A 14,820-nucleotide genomic window follows, 5' to 3' on the forward strand; every position below is an offset into this window, starting at 1 on the left:
AACCAAACCACATGAAGTATCTGGCAGCAGCATTCCTGCTCTTTATAGCACCGTTGATCAGGGCCCAGGAAACCGACCTTATCGGTCTGGTCGATTCAGCAGGCTCCGGCACAAAAACAGCGATCACCGGCGCTTTTAAATCGAGCCGTGTTATCAATGGCCACTCCATCGAATTTATCGGAAAAAAAGTGCTGGACGTGCGCATCCTGCACCGCTTCGGAAGGGTCAATGACGGTATCGGGGAACTATTCGGACTGGATCAGGCTTCCATGCGTATGGGCTTTGATTATGGCCTTGGCAAAAACCTGACAATAGGGGTCGGGCGCAGCACCGCCGGCAAGGAGCTGGATGGGTTTATCAAATACCGGCCTGTTCAGCAGGCCACTGGTGGAAAAGGCGCTTCCCCCGTCTCCGTCGTGCTGGTAGCCGGCAGTGCCCTTACCACGGCAAAATTTGCAGAGGATGCCCGGTTCACCAGCACAAAGCACCGCCTGGCTTACTACAGCGAAGTGATCGTCGGCCGGAAATTTACGGAAGCCTTCAGCCTGCAACTCTCCCCCACCTATGTACACCGCAACCTGGTGATTGAACCTACCGATGACAACGACACTTACGCATTGGGCATCGGCGGCCGGCTGAAAATTTCGAAACGCGTAGCCTTTGTAGCCGATTACCAGTATGTGATCTCCGGACTGAACAAGGACCTGTACAAAAATCCGCTGTCGGTCGGATTTGATATTGAAACCGGCGGGCATGTATTCCAGCTGCATTTTTCCAATGCCACCGGTATGAACGAGAAAGCCTTTATCACCAATACCACAGACAGCTGGGGCAGTGGGGAGATCCGGTTCGGGTTCAATCTTTCCCGGGTCTTTACCATCGGCAAGAAAAAGTCTAAACCAATACCGGAATCCTGATACGGCTAAAACATATTCTTAAATCTTAAACCGAAAAATTATGAACTATTTCCAACAGGCCATATTCCGGCGGACCGGGATCTTACATATAATTGCCTCCCTTCTAATGATAACCATTTGCAGTTGTTCCAGTGATGACAGCTATACCCCGCCCACACCCGAAACACAGGTAAAACTGGCTGCCAGCACCACCTATGGTGATTATCTCGTGGATAAGGATGGGAGAACGCTTTATTTCTTCGCCAACGATTCGGCGACCGTAAACACGTGTTTTTCTGCAGGTTGTAAAGCCTTATGGCCGGTATTTTTTGCGGGCATCAATGCGCAGACCATCGGAAACGGCCTGAACATCAATGATTTTGACACCATCGGCACTGGCGCTTCTATGCAACTGGCTTACAAGGGCCGGCCGCTTTATTATTATGCCCCGCTTTCAAACGGCACCAATGTACCGGAGACGGCAGGACAGATCGGGGGAGAGGGTGTCGGGAATAACTGGTTCGTGGCAAAACCCGATTATACCATCACCCTTACCAACGCACAACTGGTGGGCCAGGATGGCAATAAATACGACTCTACCCTGGTGGTGATCACCGGTAACAGCAAGACCCGCTACCTGACCGATGCCCGGGGCATTACGTTGTATGCGTTTACCAATGACAAATTGAATACCAGCAACTGCGTCGAAGGCTGTGCTGCCATATGGCCGGTTTATGAAACGGAGAAGATCGTTGTTCCGTCCTATCTGGAAAAATCCAGTTTCTCGGTAATTACCTATCCTTCCGGCAAAAAACAACTGACCTATAACGGCTGGCCGCTTTATTATTATGCATCAGACAATATGACGATGGGGCTCAATAAAGGAGTGTCGGTCAACCATCCCAAATGGCCGGTGGTGGTACGAAGCCGGGCTGCGGCGCCGGCACCGTGATGAATTATGCAGAGGTTCGATAGGTTTATATGAAAGCCGTCTTCTAAAAAAATTGAAGGCGGCTTTATTCATTGGTGGTCCCAAGATATTTAGTAACCTGAAGCGGTGACAAACAAAAAAATACCCGGAAGAAGACCCTCTATTGATTGCTGAAATCGATGAGGTCAACGTCCCCTTTTTTCATATCAATCATCTCATCCCCAATAAAAAGGCGGTAAACCGGCCCAAAGGCCAGATCGGCGTCATCGAACGGAAGCGGATCAAAAAAATCCGGGAGGAAGCGCCTGGCAACCGCTAAAAACTTTAAATACCCGCCTGTAAATGCCCTTTTTTATCCATTTCAGCCTTATCTTTGCCGCAAATTTCAGAGCAGTATGGGTTTTAAATGGTTCAAATCCTTTATGGTAGCGGCTTTAAGCCTTTTTTTGGTGTCTTCGGCACAGTCCGTTTTTGCACAACATGAGGAGCATGCGGAGGGACCTGCCACAGAGGAAAAGTTTAACCCGGGGGAAGCCATCCTGCACCACATTGCCGATGCCCACGAATGGCATTTTTTCTCTCTGAAAAAAGCCGATGGAACTGAATTCCATGGCACGATCCCCCTGCCGGTACTCCTGTACTCGCCCCAGCGCGGTTTCAGTGCTTTTATGTCTTCTGCGTTCCACCACGGGGCGGAGGCACACAACGGATACAAGCAGGAACATGGAAAGATCATAGCTGTGGATGAAGCCGGCAACCCGGATGATACCGTGAAAGTATACGATTTCTCCATGACCAAGAACGTGGTTCAGATGCTGATTGCACTGATTGTTCTGGTATGGCTGCTGATCACTGTGGCCAAAAAATACAAAACCGGCCAGGGTGTTACTTCGGCTCCCAAAGGCATGCAGAACGCCATTGAACCCGTGATCACCTTTGTACGGGACGATGTGGCCAAACCCAATCTGGGACCCAAGTACCAGAAATTCCTGCCTTATTTACTGACCGTCTTCTTTTTTATCTTAATCAATAATATTTTCGGATTACTGCCGGGTGCTGCCAACGTAACAGGAAACATTGCGTTTACGGCCATGCTGGGGATCATTTCCTTTTTTGTGATCCTGTTTAATACGAACGGCCATTACTGGCAGCATATCTTCTGGTTCCCGGGGGTGCCCCTGCCGGTGAAGATCCTGATGATGCCGGTAGAGCTGCTGGGTGTATTCACCAAACCCTTTGCCCTCATCATCCGTTTGTTCGCCAACATGACCGCAGGACACATCATCATTCTGAGCTTTGTAAGCCTGATCTTCATCTTTACCGAAATGTCAAAAACTGCCGGTATCGCTTTCACCCCGGTTTCCATTGCCTTTGCGGTATTCATCTATTTAATCGAAATTCTGGTAGCGTTCATCCAGGCATATATCTTCACCAACCTTACTGCAGTGTTCATCGGCGGTGCCATTGGTGATCATCATTATGAGGAAGACATCGTTACCCATCATTAATACGTTTTTTATTTTAAATCAATTATAAAATCAGAGTCATGAGTTTAATGAACACTTTGTTGGAAGTAAGCGGAAGCTGGTCTCACTTTGGTGGTGCCGTAGGCGCTGGCCTTGCTGCTATTGGTGCCGGTATCGGTATCGGTCAGATTGGTAAAGGCGCTACTGAAGGTATCGCCCGTCAGCCGGAAGCTGCTAACGACATCCGTGGCGCTATGATCTTAACTGCTGCGTTTATCGAGGGTGTTGCCCTGTTTGCGGTAATCGCCGGTTTATTGGCCGTACTGAAGTAAGATCAACGTTCACGAACAAAACCTTACTGTACCCGGCGCAAAGGGCAATGGGTACAGTTATTTTAAAAAATTATTCGCTTCTGGTTTGAAGTTTTTAGTTTGAGGTACGAACCTCCGGTAAGAAACCCAAAACAATAAACAGATCAAAATGGAATTATTAACTCCCAACCTCGGTTATTTTGTGTGGGCACTGGTTGCCTTCATCGTTGTATTTGTCATACTGAAAAAGTTTGCCTGGAAGCCCATCATCAAAATGTTGAATGAGCGGGAACAAAATATTGCCGGAGCCATTGCTTCTGCAGAAAAAGTAAAGGCGGAAATGGCCCAGCTGCAAAGCGAGAATGAGGCATTGCTGGAAAAAGCACGCGAAGAACGGGCCCAGCTGCTGAAAGAGGCACGCGAAACAAAGGATAAGATCGTAAATGAAGCCAAGGAGCAGGCTAAAACAGAGGCCAGCAAGATCATTGCAGACGCACAGCAGGCCATCAATGCACAAAAAATGGCAGCGCTTACCGATGTAAAGAATGAAGTGGGTAAAATGGTGATCGAAGTAAGTGAAAAAGTGCTGAAGCATCAACTTGCCGGACAGGATAAGCAGGAAGAATACATCAACAGCCTGGTGGATTCCATCAAATTGAACTAAGCCGGTCCCGGAGCGCTTTTACTATTTTTATATTCTACATTTTACATTTAAGATATGCCAAATCCTCGTTTAGCCTCAAGATATGCAAAAGCCCTGTTAGACCTGGCAAAGGAAAAGGACCAGGTAGAGCAGGTATTTGCTGATGTTCAGTGGTTACAGGCCCTGTGTGGGCAGAGCAGGGATTTTGTAAACCTGCTCCGCAGCCCGATCATCAAAGCCGACAAGAAAAAAAGCATTGTCAATGCCATTGCCGGAACGCATATCGGAGAGATCACCAAAGGTTTTGCCAACCTCCTGATCTCAAAGAACCGGGAATCCATCCTTCCGGAGATCCTGCCGGCTTTTATTGAGCAATACAAGGTGTTGAACAATATTCATACAGTTAAACTGACCACCGCTGTTCCGGTTGGTGATGCGGTGAAGAACAATATCATCAACCAGGTAAAAGCAGCCTCCGGTCAGCAGAAGATCGAGCTGGAAGCAACCGTAAACCCCGATATTATCGGCGGGTTTGTACTGGAAATGGGAGACAAAATGGTAGATGCCAGTGTCAGCTATGACCTGAAGGCCATTGCCAAGCAATTTAAGAATAACGACTTTATTTATAAAGTGCGGTAAGATTATTTGTACGAAGAAAAAAGCCCGTTTAAGACGGGCTTTTTTTATGGACTTCAATCAATTAAAATACTCCAGGTGTTCGATCCGCTCCTCCGGTAGCAATAAATGGGTTTGTATACCCAGCTCCTGCGCATTCGGCAGGTTGGTAAAGCTGTCATCGATGAACAGGGTCTCTTCCGCTGCGATGCCGGCATCCTTCAGCACAAAAGCATAGATCTCCGGGTCCGGTTTCCGCAGGTTGACATCATGCGAATAATACGCCTTTGTAAAAAAGGACTCCAGTGAGGGATACGCCGTTTCCTCTTTCAGCGTTTTTGAAAAGTGATCGTAGTGGATGCGGTTGGTATTGCTGAGCAGGAACAGATTGTAACTGCCCGACAGCGATGCCAGAAAATCCAGACTGGGTTTGCGGTAATCCAGCAGCATCGCATTCCAGGCCTCCGCCAGCTGCACATCCGGAACCGGCCGGCCCAGCAGGCCCCGGAGCCCTTCATAGAATACCGGCGCAGCGATCTGGCCTTTCTCCAGTTGCTGAAAGATCGGGTCTGCCGTATACTGGGAGAACTTATCTTCGAAGTCCTCAAATCCCAATGCGGCAAATGCTGCAAATGACCGTTTAAAATCAAGATTCAGCAATACCCCTCCAAAATCAAAAATTACGTTTTTAATCATGGCTCAAAGATAGGGTCGAAAAATGTTTCGCCCCTATCTTTGCCGGCTAATAAATAACTATGGCTACAACAAAAATTACAGTGAATAATAACGGTTCGCTGCGCATTGAGGGTGACTTTGAAATTGTGGACAGGGATGGTCAGCCCTATGACCTGGGTGGCCGCACCATTGTATCGCTCTGCCGCTGCGGCATGTCGGTGAACAAACCTTTCTGCGACGGCAGCCACAAAGGTCATTTTGAACACGAGGCTACGGCCTTTGCCCTTCCCCCGAAGAAAACCGTTTAACCCGGCAACTGCTTAATTTTGCTGTTATGTACACGCTAAAGAAATCCCTGGGGCAGCATTTTTTAAAAGATGATAACATCTGCAAAAAGATCGTGGCCGCAGTGGCCGCGGAAGCACCGGGGCAGCTGCTGGAAGTAGGGCCCGGTGGCGGGGCCATTACCCGCTACCTGATCCAGTTGCCGGAGGTATCCTTTAAGGCAGTGGAACTGGATGCCGAAAAAGTACAATATCTTTTGACTGCCTATCCGGTACTGAAAGATAAGATCATCCATGAAAGCATCCTGGATACAACTACTCCTTTTGAAGGACCGTTTCATATTGTGGGCAATTTTCCCTATAATATTTCCACGCAGATCCTTTTTAAAATACTCGACTGGAAAGAACAGGTTCCCGTTATTACCGGGATGTTTCAAAAAGAAGTGGCACAGCGGATCGCAGCAGCACCGGGTTCCAAGATCTACGGCGTCACCAGTGTATTGATGCAGGCTTTTTATGAAGTAGCTTATCTTTTCGATGTCAGCGAGCAGGCTTTTAATCCGCCACCGAAAGTAAAAAGCGGGGTGATCCGTCTCAGGAAAAGGCAAACGGAAGAACCGATGAAGTCGGACCGCTCCTTTACCATCCTGGTTAAAACGGCATTCAATCAAAGAAGAAAAACCCTGCGCAATGCCGTGAAACCGTTGTTTGATGATGCAGTGCTGAAGGACGATATCTTTAACAAACGCGCGGAGCAACTATCCGTCCGTGATTTTGCGGAGCTCAGTTTTAAAATGAAATAATCTCCCACGGTTTTTATTTACAGTTTATCTTACAAAAAATTAATTGATGAAAGAAAAAGTGATCATTACAGGAAATGCACATCCCATATTGCAGGAAACCCTTGCAGAGAAAGGATTTGCCGTTTCCTATCTACCCAAAATCACCTATGAGGAGCTGATGGCGCAGGCGCAGGATATCACAGGGCTGGTACTGACCACCCGCATTACGGTAGACAGGGCACTGATCGATGCCGCCCCTTCCCTCAAATGGATCGGCCGGCTGGGCAGTGGTATGGAACTCATCGATGTGCCCTATGCACAAAGCAGGGATATCCTTTGCGTAAGCAGTCCGGAAGGCAACCGTAATGCCGTTGCAGAACAAAGTCTCGGCATGCTGCTGATGCTGCTCAATAAAATGAACATCGCTGTTCCCGAAGTACAGCAGCTGATCTGGAAACGGGAAGAGAACCGGGGTACAGAACTCTCGGGTAAAACGGTAGGCATCATCGGCTATGGCAATACCGGCGGCGCTTTTACCCGGTTACTGCAGCCTTTTAACGTGACCGTGCTTGCTTATGATAAATTCAAAAATGATTTTGCACACGATTTTATAAAAGAAGCTTCCCTCGAACAGGTCTGCCGCTACTCAGATGTGATCAGCTTTAATGTGCCGCTTACTGCAGACACCCGGGGAATGCTTACGCTGGAGCTGATGCAAACCATGCAGCAAAAACCCGTTATCCTTAATGCCAGCCGCGGAAAAGTCATCCATCTCCCCACACTTGCCGAAGGACTAAAACAGGGTCTGATCTCCGGTGCCTGTCTGGATGTACTGGAAAATGAGAAACTCGACACCTATACACCGGAGGAAAAAGAAACACTGCAATGGCTTCTGAATCAGTCCAATGTGATCATCACACCCCATATTGCAGGTTATAGCCATGAGGCATTTTTGAAAATGGCTACGGTTCTGTTAAAAAAGTTAGGCATAAAGGAATTCTGAGCCTTTTTAATTATATTTGTTTATATAGGTAAATGCAACGCTTCAGTTCTGATCTGAGGCGTTGTTATTTTTTTCTGTTTATTCTAAAGAAACGCATATGACGATACAATATGTAACAAAGGAAACATTAGAGCAAATGAAGGAAGAGCTGCAGCACATGAAGGGTGTGGAGCGGCCTGCAGCCAGCAAGGCTATTGCCGAAGCACGTGAAAAAGGAGATCTGAAAGAAAATGCGGAGTATGACGCCGCAAAGGAGGCCCAGGGCATTCTTGAAGCCAAGATCGCTGCACTGGAAGGTGCCCTTGCAAATGCCCGTGTGGTAGATGAATCTACTATTGATACCAGTAAGGTGTCGATCCTGACCAAAGTAAAACTGACCAATCTGAAAACAAAAAAACAGGTCATTTACCAGCTGGTAAGTGAACAGGAAGCCGACTTAAAAGCCGGGAAAATATCCATCACCTCTCCCATCGGAAAAGGCATCCTGGGTAAAGAACCGGGTGATGTAGCTGATGTACAGGCCCCTGCAGGTGTGATCCAGTTTAAGATTGAAGAGATTTCGATATAATTTTTTTGCCACCGGCTGCAGTGCATCGCCGGGCTTTACTTGTGTCACTCACTTGCACTGCAGTACATTTCTCAACTTTTTAAACCGCGCGATGCGCGGTTTTTATTTTATCCGCTACCTGTCCTGTAAATACGGTGCGGGGATCATCGGCGTTCCCTTTGGAAAAAATACTCCGTTATAATCAAAATAAAAAAAACTTCCGGAGCCGGCATCCCTTACCTGGAGCAACGCGTTCTTTGCCCCCGGTATACCAATGTACCGGTAATCCATCCTTTTTCTAAAAACCGGCCGATGGCCATTGGAGGTGGTCTGCTCCAGACTTAGCAACCGGAGTTCTGAATCAGCGGGATTCTTTCTTTCAAAAACGGAGAAGGTCTCATTCAGTTTTTCGCGGCCCTGATGCACCTGCCGGATCACCCGGTTCTTAACCGCCGGCGGAGCCGGCATCATTCCCCGCAGCAATACCTCTTTCCCAAATATCATTCCGATCGCTTCCGGGTTGTATGCGGCTGTTCCCAGCTTTTTAAAATCCGCATTATAAATCGCTACCTGGCCTGGCGATGAGGAGATCCCGTAAATACCGTTCTCCCGCCGGTTGATCACATCTGCTGTCCCCGTCACATACCCGGTCAATAAAGAAATGGAATCATCCGTTTGCAGTACCATATCGTAGCTTTCAAAAGGCGGTAAGGTGCTTACTTTTTCAAATCCACGACCGGCATCCAGCAACTCATAGGTATTGTCTTCTTTTAAACCAAAAACAAACCCCTTACTTTTTTGCAGCTCATTGTCCCAGCGCCCTTCAGTGGCATCAAACTTCCGGTATACCACCGGCAGTTCTATAACATGGTCTGCTTCTATATTCACCAGCCGCGAACGGCCTTCCTTCCAGAAATGATACCAGCGGGCCCTTCCGTCTTCCAGTGCACCGGTTTCTTCATCCAGCTTACCATAGTTTTTTTCAGCAGCGGTAACAGCATCCATCACCATATCATGCTCCTCCTCCGGCATAATAAAAATATATGCTTTGAAGTCCCCTGCAACATAATACCCGGCAGCAAAACCCGGTTCGCGGATCAATGTACCGGTAGTATCCATCAGCCCGGTCTTGTTATTGTATTTAAACGGTACATATACAGGACGCTGCTGCGCATCCGCCTTTATTCCCCATAACAGCAACAACAGCAACGGAAGGATCTGTATTTTCATATATATAGCTCCGGTAATCTGGAACCGCTAAATTACCCGTTTCTGGTTAAAAAAGGTAAATTTGGGCAAACACATGTTTTATGACCATCTTTTCAAAAATAATCGCCGGAGAGATCCCTTCCTATAAAATTGCCGAAGACGATCAGTTCATTGCCTTTTTAGATATTATGCCGCTTCGCAAAGGCCATACACTGGTAGTTCCCAAGATCGAGATAGACAAATTATTTGATGTGCCGGATGCCTATCTTTCCGGTTTGCTGGTGTTTGCAAAGCCCATTGCCAGGGCCATTGAAAAAAGTTTCGACTGCAACCGCTGCGGCGTAAGCGTGGTGGGTATTGAAGTGCCGCATGCGCATGTACATCTTATTCCGCTTAATGATGCCAACGACGTGAATTTTCTGCAGCCCAAGCTCAAATTATCTCCCGAAGAAATGAAGGCGGTACAGGAGGTCATCGTAAAAAACCTGTAAGGTTTAATCAACAGGCCTCAGTTTTGCCGTAAAATGACGTAGCAGCGGGGCTTCATATACAATCTCATACCCGCGGATCTCCTGCCTTTTTGTAAACACGTCGATAATGATCTCCGCCACATAATCGATATGACTCTGAGTATATACCCGGCGGGGTACGGCCAGCCGCACCAGCTCCATCTGCGCCGGTACCAGCGCTCCGTCTGCCGAATATTTTCCAAACATCAGTGAACCGATCTCTACGCTGCGGATCCCTCCTTCCAGATAAAGTGCATTGCTTAACGCAAGACCCGGATACTGATGCACGGGTATGTGCGGCAGAAAGGCCCGGGCGTCCAGGTATATTGCATGTCCGCCAACAGGCTTTACAAAGGGAATACCCTCCGCCTCCAGTTTCTCGCCAATGTATTCCATGCTGCGGATGCGGTACTTCAGATAATGTTCATCCATAATTTCTTCGAGTCCCACTGCTATTGCCTCAAGGTCGCGCCCTGCAAGGCCTCCGTAAGTGGGGAAGCCCTCGGTGATCACCAAAAGGTTCCGGCACTCCTGTGTAAGAATTTCATCGTTCAATGCCAGAAATCCGCCGATATTGGCAAATGCATCCTTTTTCGCACTCATGGTGCAGCCGTCCGCATAAGAAAAAAGCTCGTTGGCGATTTCCTGTATCGATTTTGAAGCATACCCTTCCTCCCGCTGTTTTATAAAGTAACAATTCTCCGCAAAACGACAGGCATCAATAAAAAAAGCAACGCCATGCTTTTTGCAGATACGGCTTGCGGCGCGGATATTTTCCATACTCACGGGCTGCCCGCCCCCCGAATTATTGGTGATGGTAATTATACACATGGCAATGTGCGCTGCGCCTTTTTCCACTATTGTTTTTTCCAGCAGGTCCAGGTCGATGTTTCCTTTAAAGGGCGCCGGTACCGAAGGCTGCTTCCCCGCTTCGGTTAAGAGGTCGATGCCTGTTGCGCCGGAAAACTCAATATTGGCGCGGGTGGTATCAAACAGTGTGTTGCTCAAAAAGTAACGTCCCTTTCCGCCGGTAAGGGTAAATACTATTTTTTCCGAAGCCCTTCCCTGGTGGGTGGGAATAATGTATTGCATACCGGTGATCTTTTTTACCGCCGCTTCAAAACGGTAAAAACTTTTACTGCCGGCATAAGATTCATCACCTTCCATCATAGCTGCCCATTGCCGGCTGCTCATGGCTGATGTGCCGCTGTCTGTAAGCAGATCGATGAGTACATCATCTGCATGAATCAGAAAAGGATTGAAGAATGCGGTTTCCAGGATCTGTTCCCGCTGCTGCCGGGTGGTGAAATGCAATGGTTCTACCGATTTGATACGGAAGGGTTCTATAATGGTCTTTGCCATAACTGTTTTTTGGATTTTCAGATAAAATAAAAAATGCCGGGAGTAAAAAGGAAAGCGGCATCCAAAAAACAGATCCGCTTCCTGCAGGAGTGCAGGAAACTAAGTAGGACTCTTAATTACTTTTTGCCAGAGCGGAAGCATACACAATATTAAGAAAAAAATCAAGACCGGCAGACCTAGCAGACCTATGAGGTTTTAAAAACCTCATAGGTCTGCCGGACTAAAACGATTCGTCCGCGCTGGGGCCATAGCTTCCGGGAATGGGAATATCCAGTAAGCGAAGGAACACGCCCAGCTGTGCGCGATGGTGGATGATCTGCGATAAGGACATCCGGATGACGTCTGCTTTCGGATCATTGCTGTAAATTGTTTCTCCCTTGCGCATTGTCCAGGGTTTATCCAGTACCTCATCCGTTGCTTTTGCCAGGTTCTCACGGCCGTCCAGTACACTTTTTTCAAACAGGTCCACCAGTGCCTTCGTATCATTGATGGGTGTGGGTTTATAGTCCATCGTGGCAAAATCGATCCCATCGGTATTCAGCGCCATACTTACCCAGGCGGGCAGCTCCGCAATATGTGTTGCCAGCTGACGCACCGTCATGCTTTTGGGATGGGGCTGCCAGTCGTATTTATCATCCGGTACAATGGCCAGAAACTTACGGGTGGTGGCGATCTCTTTTTCAAAGTCGCGCTGAAAAACTTCAACTCGGTTCATAATGATTCTATTTTTAGTTTAATGAATAAAATATTCAGAGCAGTATTGCTGCAGCATATCCCTCCTGCTGCATAAAGCGCGCGATCAGTGCGGCGTCTACCGGGATCTGCGCTTCAACACGCAATACCCGGTCGCAATCCTCCAGATCAAAGCTGATCCTCGAATGCGGCAGCAATTTTTCCAGTGCCCTTTTCAACCGGTTGGCAACCGGCTTGTTTACCACATTGGTCTTAAATACTTCTACGGAAGCGCTTATCTTAAGATCGTGAACTGGCATCATTTGAACACAAGGTAAAACAGGGCAGTGACAGCAGTATGTCAGCAGTTTTCAGAGTGGTCCTGATAAAATAAAATACGGGCAGCGGGTCCCGTGTTTTATTGCCGCATCGCTGTCCATGTATGCGGAGTCGTGCGGATATGCACTGCAGCCGAACCGGGAGACTGGTGCCGGCGCTATAATTCTTTATTTGCGTATTTTATCCGGGTTCTTTTTTATAAAATCTTCCCAGCCTTTAAATCCGGCGGCGGCTTTTACGGGGCTGCTGATCTGGTAGTGATGACAAAGAGCTACGGCCAGTGCATCTGTGGCATCAAAATATTCCGGTGCTTCTTTTAAGGAAAGGATCTGCTGCAGCATTTTCCATACCTGTTCTTTGGCCGCATTTCCGTTGCCGGTAACCGCCTGTTTGATCTTCCGGGGTGAATACTCCGTAACAGGGAGGTTAAAATGCATGGCAGCAGCAATGGCAACCCCCTGGGCACGGCCCAGTTTGAGCATGCTTTGCACATTTTTTCCGAAAAAGGGCGCTTCAATCGCAAATTCATGGGGTTTATAGGTGTGGATCAGCTCGGTCACTTTTTCATGGATCCGGCTCAGCCGTTCATAGTTGCTCAAACGGGCAGAAAACTTTACAGCATGCATTTCATGCAGCCGTATTTTCTGACGGGAACATTCAATAATGCTGTACCCCATTATCAGGGTTCCCGGGTCAATGCCCAATATTATTTTGGCAGCGGTTTGCAAACTGGATACTATTTTTACCAAGAATTCATGAAGGTCAACAAAAATATCAAAATATTCTTCAATTATTTTTTAGGCCCGCTGCTGTTCCTCTGGCTGTGCTGGTCTATTTATAACCAGGTGCGGGAGCAGGAAGGGTTGGCCGATTCCTGGGAACAGATCAAAGCTTCGCTGACCAGCTCAAAGATCATTTATCTTGTGGCTGTCATCCTGCTGATGCTGCTGAACTGGATGGTGGAGGCCTATAAATGGCGGCTGGCCATGAAAAGCCTGCAGCCGATGTCGCTGCTCCGTGCTTTTAAAGCTACATTATCCGGGGTTTCGTTTTCGGTTTCCACCCCCAACAGTATCGGGGATTATGTAGGCAGGATCCTTTATGTAGATGAAGGCAAGCGCATCAAGGCCGTTACACTTACTGTTCTGAGTAATACCAGCCAGCTGCTGATCACGGTTTGGGTCGGACTTTTTTCGCTTTATTCCCTGAAAGATGCCATTATTCATGCAAAGATCGTTTCCCCCCTCTGGCTGGATGCGTTATTATATGTTGTGGCATTCGGTGGCCTGCTGCTGCTGCTGTTCTATTTCCGCATTTCCTGGATGGCGAAATGGATCTCCCGGCTCCCTTCCGGGAAAAAATTTTCCTGGTCCATTGAGGCGCTGGAGCAGTTTAATGCAACGGTACTGCTGCGTTTATTGTCTTTATCCATAACAAGGTTTTGTATTTTTATTATACAGTATTTTTTACTGTTTCAGCTGTTCGAAGTGGCGATTCCATTCGGGCAGGCCTGGATGGGAGTGAGTGTATTGTTTTTGATCCTTGCGATCATTCCGACAATCGCGCTGTTTACCGATCTGAGTGTAAGAGGGAGTCTGAGCCTGACAATATTAGGATTATTTAACGCGAATCAATTGGGTATTAGCTTAACTTCGGCTAGCATTTGGTTAATTAACCTGGTAATACCGGCACTTATTGGCAGCGTGCTGGTATTGGGTATTAAAAAAATATTTAAGAGCAAACATGAAAGCGCTTAGTTTATTTCTGGCCCCGTTTTTTGTATTATTTGCCACCGGCAGCAAAACAACACCTGCACCATCAGCAGCGCCGGTTGTTGCAGGAGCCTGTTCCATCCCCAATACCGCATTTCAGCCGGGGGAAAAAGTAGGTTTTACCGTTGGTTATAGTGTAGCCGGGGCCTTTGTGCCCGCCGGAACCGGATCCTTTTACATCACCATGGAAAAGCTGAACGGCCGTTCTGTATATCATATAACCGGAACCGGCCGCACACTCTCTTCCTATGAATGGGCCTATAAAGCCAATGACACTTATGAGACCTATGTAGATGTAGAAACATTTCAGCCATTGAAATTCATCCGCAATATTAATGAAGGGGGGTATAAAAAATATCAGAATGTGAGCTTTAATAAATCCGCCAACACAGCGATCAGCAATGAGGGGGTGTTTAAAGTTCCGGCCTGTGTGCACGATGTGGTCAGCTCTGTGTTTTATGCCCGTAATGTGGACTATAACAGCCTGAAACCCGGCGACAAAGTGCCTTTCAGCGTTTTCCTGGACAATGAGGTCTTTGGTATGTATATCCGGTATATGGGCAAGGAAACCATCACTACCAAATACGGAAAATTCAAAGCCATAAAGATCAAACCCCTTACGATCAAAGGAACCATTTTTGAGGGAGGTGAAAAGATGACGGTATGGATAACCGATGATGCCAACCGGGTACCCATACGGGTGGAAAGTCCAATTATAGTAGGTAAGGTGAAGATCGATATGACCAGCTTTGAAGGACTGAAGAGCCCGATGACAGCACTGGTTAAAAAGAATTAACTAGAAAG

General features: G+C 47.6%; 20 protein-coding genes. 14 read left to right on the forward strand and 6 right to left on the reverse strand.

The features are described 5' to 3' along the window. The first annotated feature begins 11 nt into the window (after window positions 1–11). The 7 genes from K7B07_RS08955 to atpH all read left to right on the forward strand — a co-directional run bounded on the left by K7B07_RS08955 (window position 12) and on the right by atpH (window position 4,886). Window positions 12–917 (forward strand): DUF5777 family beta-barrel protein, encoded by a 906-nt coding sequence (locus tag K7B07_RS08955; protein ID WP_223709049.1) that lies wholly within the window; start codon window positions 12–14, stop codon window positions 915–917. 40 nt (window positions 918–957) lie between these two features. Then, on the forward strand, window positions 958–1,848 hold the full coding sequence (locus K7B07_RS08960; RefSeq protein WP_223709051.1) for a COG4315 family predicted lipoprotein: 891 nt from the start codon (window positions 958–960) through the stop codon (window positions 1,846–1,848). 142 nt (window positions 1,849–1,990) lie between these two features. Continuing rightward, the gene (locus K7B07_RS08965; RefSeq protein ID WP_223709052.1) at window positions 1,991–2,146 is read left to right on the forward strand and encodes a hypothetical protein; all 156 of its coding nucleotides are present in this window, start codon (window positions 1,991–1,993) and stop codon (window positions 2,144–2,146) included. A gap of 103 nt (window positions 2,147–2,249) precedes the next feature. Further along, window positions 2,250–3,335, forward strand: coding sequence for a F0F1 ATP synthase subunit A (gene atpB, locus K7B07_RS08970; protein WP_223709053.1), 1,086 nt, complete (start codon window positions 2,250–2,252; stop codon window positions 3,333–3,335). A gap of 38 nt (window positions 3,336–3,373) precedes the next feature. Continuing rightward, window positions 3,374–3,625, forward strand: coding sequence for an ATP synthase F0 subunit C (gene atpE / locus K7B07_RS08975; protein ID WP_067761131.1), 252 nt, complete (start codon window positions 3,374–3,376; stop codon window positions 3,623–3,625). 148 nt (window positions 3,626–3,773) lie between these two features. Further along, window positions 3,774–4,268: a F0F1 ATP synthase subunit B gene (gene atpF / locus K7B07_RS08980; protein ID WP_223709054.1), complete on the forward strand. Its 495-nt coding sequence runs from the start codon at window positions 3,774–3,776 to the stop codon at window positions 4,266–4,268. 54 nt (window positions 4,269–4,322) lie between these two features. Further along, window positions 4,323–4,886, forward strand: a complete 564-nt coding sequence (gene atpH, locus K7B07_RS08985) for an ATP synthase F1 subunit delta (RefSeq protein WP_223709055.1) — start codon at window positions 4,323–4,325, stop codon at window positions 4,884–4,886. Between the two features lie 57 nt (window positions 4,887–4,943). Here atpH and K7B07_RS08990 read toward each other — a convergent pair whose 3' ends face one another. Then, complete coding sequence (locus tag K7B07_RS08990; protein ID WP_223709056.1) at window positions 4,944–5,558, reverse strand: HAD family hydrolase; 615 nt, start codon at window positions 5,556–5,558, stop codon at window positions 4,944–4,946. 59 nt (window positions 5,559–5,617) lie between these two features. Between K7B07_RS08990 and K7B07_RS08995 the strand changes: the two genes are divergently transcribed. The 4 genes from K7B07_RS08995 to greA all read left to right on the forward strand — a co-directional run bounded on the left by K7B07_RS08995 (window position 5,618) and on the right by greA (window position 8,174). Beyond that, a complete protein-coding gene (locus K7B07_RS08995) occupies window positions 5,618–5,845 on the forward strand; it encodes a CDGSH iron-sulfur domain-containing protein (RefSeq protein WP_223709057.1) in 228 nt (75 codons plus the stop codon). A gap of 26 nt (window positions 5,846–5,871) precedes the next feature. Continuing rightward, window positions 5,872–6,624 (forward strand): 16S rRNA (adenine(1518)-N(6)/adenine(1519)-N(6))-dimethyltransferase RsmA, encoded by a 753-nt coding sequence (gene rsmA / locus K7B07_RS09000; protein WP_223709058.1) that lies wholly within the window; start codon window positions 5,872–5,874, stop codon window positions 6,622–6,624. A gap of 46 nt (window positions 6,625–6,670) precedes the next feature. Continuing rightward, the gene (locus K7B07_RS09005) at window positions 6,671–7,606 is read left to right on the forward strand and encodes an NAD(P)-dependent oxidoreductase (protein ID WP_223709059.1); all 936 of its coding nucleotides are present in this window, start codon (window positions 6,671–6,673) and stop codon (window positions 7,604–7,606) included. Between the two features lie 97 nt (window positions 7,607–7,703). Continuing rightward, the gene (gene greA, locus K7B07_RS09010) at window positions 7,704–8,174 is read left to right on the forward strand and encodes a transcription elongation factor GreA (RefSeq protein ID WP_223709060.1); all 471 of its coding nucleotides are present in this window, start codon (window positions 7,704–7,706) and stop codon (window positions 8,172–8,174) included. Between the two features lie 114 nt (window positions 8,175–8,288). Here greA and K7B07_RS09015 read toward each other — a convergent pair whose 3' ends face one another. Continuing rightward, window positions 8,289–9,383 (reverse strand): hypothetical protein, encoded by a 1,095-nt coding sequence (locus tag K7B07_RS09015; protein WP_223709062.1) that lies wholly within the window; start codon window positions 9,381–9,383, stop codon window positions 8,289–8,291. 80 nt (window positions 9,384–9,463) lie between these two features. Here K7B07_RS09015 and K7B07_RS09020 point away from each other — a divergent pair, with 80 nt between their 5' ends. Continuing rightward, window positions 9,464–9,853, forward strand: a complete 390-nt coding sequence (locus K7B07_RS09020; RefSeq protein ID WP_223709064.1) for an HIT family protein — start codon at window positions 9,464–9,466, stop codon at window positions 9,851–9,853. A gap of 3 nt (window positions 9,854–9,856) precedes the next feature. On the opposite strand, the gene K7B07_RS09025 is transcribed toward K7B07_RS09020, so the two are convergent. The 4 genes from K7B07_RS09025 to ruvC all read right to left on the reverse strand — a co-directional run bounded on the left by K7B07_RS09025 (window position 9,857) and on the right by ruvC (window position 12,972). Then, window positions 9,857–11,233, reverse strand: a complete 1,377-nt coding sequence (locus K7B07_RS09025; protein WP_223709065.1) for a tryptophanase — start codon at window positions 11,231–11,233, stop codon at window positions 9,857–9,859. A 220-nt stretch (window positions 11,234–11,453) separates the two neighbouring features. Continuing rightward, window positions 11,454–11,948 (reverse strand): DinB family protein, encoded by a 495-nt coding sequence (locus tag K7B07_RS09030; RefSeq protein WP_223709067.1) that lies wholly within the window; start codon window positions 11,946–11,948, stop codon window positions 11,454–11,456. A 34-nt stretch (window positions 11,949–11,982) separates the two neighbouring features. Further along, window positions 11,983–12,228, reverse strand: coding sequence for a hypothetical protein (locus tag K7B07_RS09035; RefSeq protein WP_223709069.1), 246 nt, complete (start codon window positions 12,226–12,228; stop codon window positions 11,983–11,985). 183 nt (window positions 12,229–12,411) lie between these two features. After that, entirely contained in the window at window positions 12,412–12,972 is a 561-nt protein-coding gene (gene ruvC, locus K7B07_RS09040; RefSeq protein WP_223709070.1) for a crossover junction endodeoxyribonuclease RuvC, read from the reverse strand. Window positions 12,973–12,999: 27 nt separating this feature from the next. On the opposite strand from ruvC, the gene K7B07_RS09045 reads away from it, so the two are divergent. Both K7B07_RS09045 and K7B07_RS09050 read left to right on the forward strand, forming a co-directional pair. Continuing rightward, window positions 13,000–14,001, forward strand: a complete 1,002-nt coding sequence (locus tag K7B07_RS09045; protein ID WP_223709072.1) for a lysylphosphatidylglycerol synthase domain-containing protein — start codon at window positions 13,000–13,002, stop codon at window positions 13,999–14,001. Beyond that, window positions 13,988–14,812, forward strand: a complete 825-nt coding sequence (locus K7B07_RS09050) for a DUF3108 domain-containing protein (protein ID WP_223709073.1) — start codon at window positions 13,988–13,990, stop codon at window positions 14,810–14,812. The genes K7B07_RS09045 and K7B07_RS09050 overlap by 14 nt, the downstream gene beginning before the upstream one ends. The last annotated feature ends 8 nt before the right edge of the window (window positions 14,813–14,820 follow it).

Source organism: Niabella beijingensis, from assembly GCF_020034665.1.
Lineage (GTDB): Bacteria > Bacteroidota > Bacteroidia > Chitinophagales > Chitinophagaceae > Niabella > Niabella beijingensis.

What these genes read in the sequence shown, in the direction of transcription:
- K7B07_RS08955 (WP_223709049.1), top strand. Translation starts at nt 12, where the DNA reads ATGAAGTATCTGGCAGCAGCATTCCTGCTCTTTATAGCACCGTTGATC.
- K7B07_RS08960 (WP_223709051.1), top strand. Translation starts at nt 958, where the DNA reads ATGAACTATTTCCAACAGGCCATATTCCGGCGGACCGGGATCTTACAT.
- atpB (WP_223709053.1), top strand. Translation starts at nt 2,250, where the DNA reads ATGGTAGCGGCTTTAAGCCTTTTTTTGGTGTCTTCGGCACAGTCCGTT.
- atpE (WP_067761131.1), top strand. Translation starts at nt 3,374, where the DNA reads ATGAGTTTAATGAACACTTTGTTGGAAGTAAGCGGAAGCTGGTCTCAC.
- atpF (WP_223709054.1), top strand. Translation starts at nt 3,774, where the DNA reads ATGGAATTATTAACTCCCAACCTCGGTTATTTTGTGTGGGCACTGGTT.
- atpH (WP_223709055.1), top strand. Translation starts at nt 4,323, where the DNA reads ATGCCAAATCCTCGTTTAGCCTCAAGATATGCAAAAGCCCTGTTAGAC.
- K7B07_RS08990 (WP_223709056.1), bottom strand. Translation starts at nt 5,558, where the DNA reads ATGATTAAAAACGTAATTTTTGATTTTGGAGGGGTATTGCTGAATCTT.
- K7B07_RS08995 (WP_223709057.1), top strand. Translation starts at nt 5,618, where the DNA reads ATGGCTACAACAAAAATTACAGTGAATAATAACGGTTCGCTGCGCATT.
- rsmA (WP_223709058.1), top strand. Translation starts at nt 5,872, where the DNA reads ATGTACACGCTAAAGAAATCCCTGGGGCAGCATTTTTTAAAAGATGAT.
- K7B07_RS09005 (WP_223709059.1), top strand. Translation starts at nt 6,671, where the DNA reads ATGAAAGAAAAAGTGATCATTACAGGAAATGCACATCCCATATTGCAG.
- greA (WP_223709060.1), top strand. Translation starts at nt 7,704, where the DNA reads ATGACGATACAATATGTAACAAAGGAAACATTAGAGCAAATGAAGGAA.
- K7B07_RS09015 (WP_223709062.1), bottom strand. Translation starts at nt 9,383, where the DNA reads ATGAAAATACAGATCCTTCCGTTGCTGTTGTTGCTGTTATGGGGAATA.
- K7B07_RS09020 (WP_223709064.1), top strand. Translation starts at nt 9,464, where the DNA reads ATGACCATCTTTTCAAAAATAATCGCCGGAGAGATCCCTTCCTATAAA.
- K7B07_RS09025 (WP_223709065.1), bottom strand. Translation starts at nt 11,233, where the DNA reads ATGGCAAAGACCATTATAGAACCCTTCCGTATCAAATCGGTAGAACCA.
- K7B07_RS09030 (WP_223709067.1), bottom strand. Translation starts at nt 11,948, where the DNA reads ATGAACCGAGTTGAAGTTTTTCAGCGCGACTTTGAAAAAGAGATCGCC.
- K7B07_RS09035 (WP_223709069.1), bottom strand. Translation starts at nt 12,228, where the DNA reads ATGATGCCAGTTCACGATCTTAAGATAAGCGCTTCCGTAGAAGTATTT.
- K7B07_RS09045 (WP_223709072.1), top strand. Translation starts at nt 13,000, where the DNA reads ATGAAGGTCAACAAAAATATCAAAATATTCTTCAATTATTTTTTAGGC.
- K7B07_RS09050 (WP_223709073.1), top strand. Translation starts at nt 13,988, where the DNA reads ATGAAAGCGCTTAGTTTATTTCTGGCCCCGTTTTTTGTATTATTTGCC.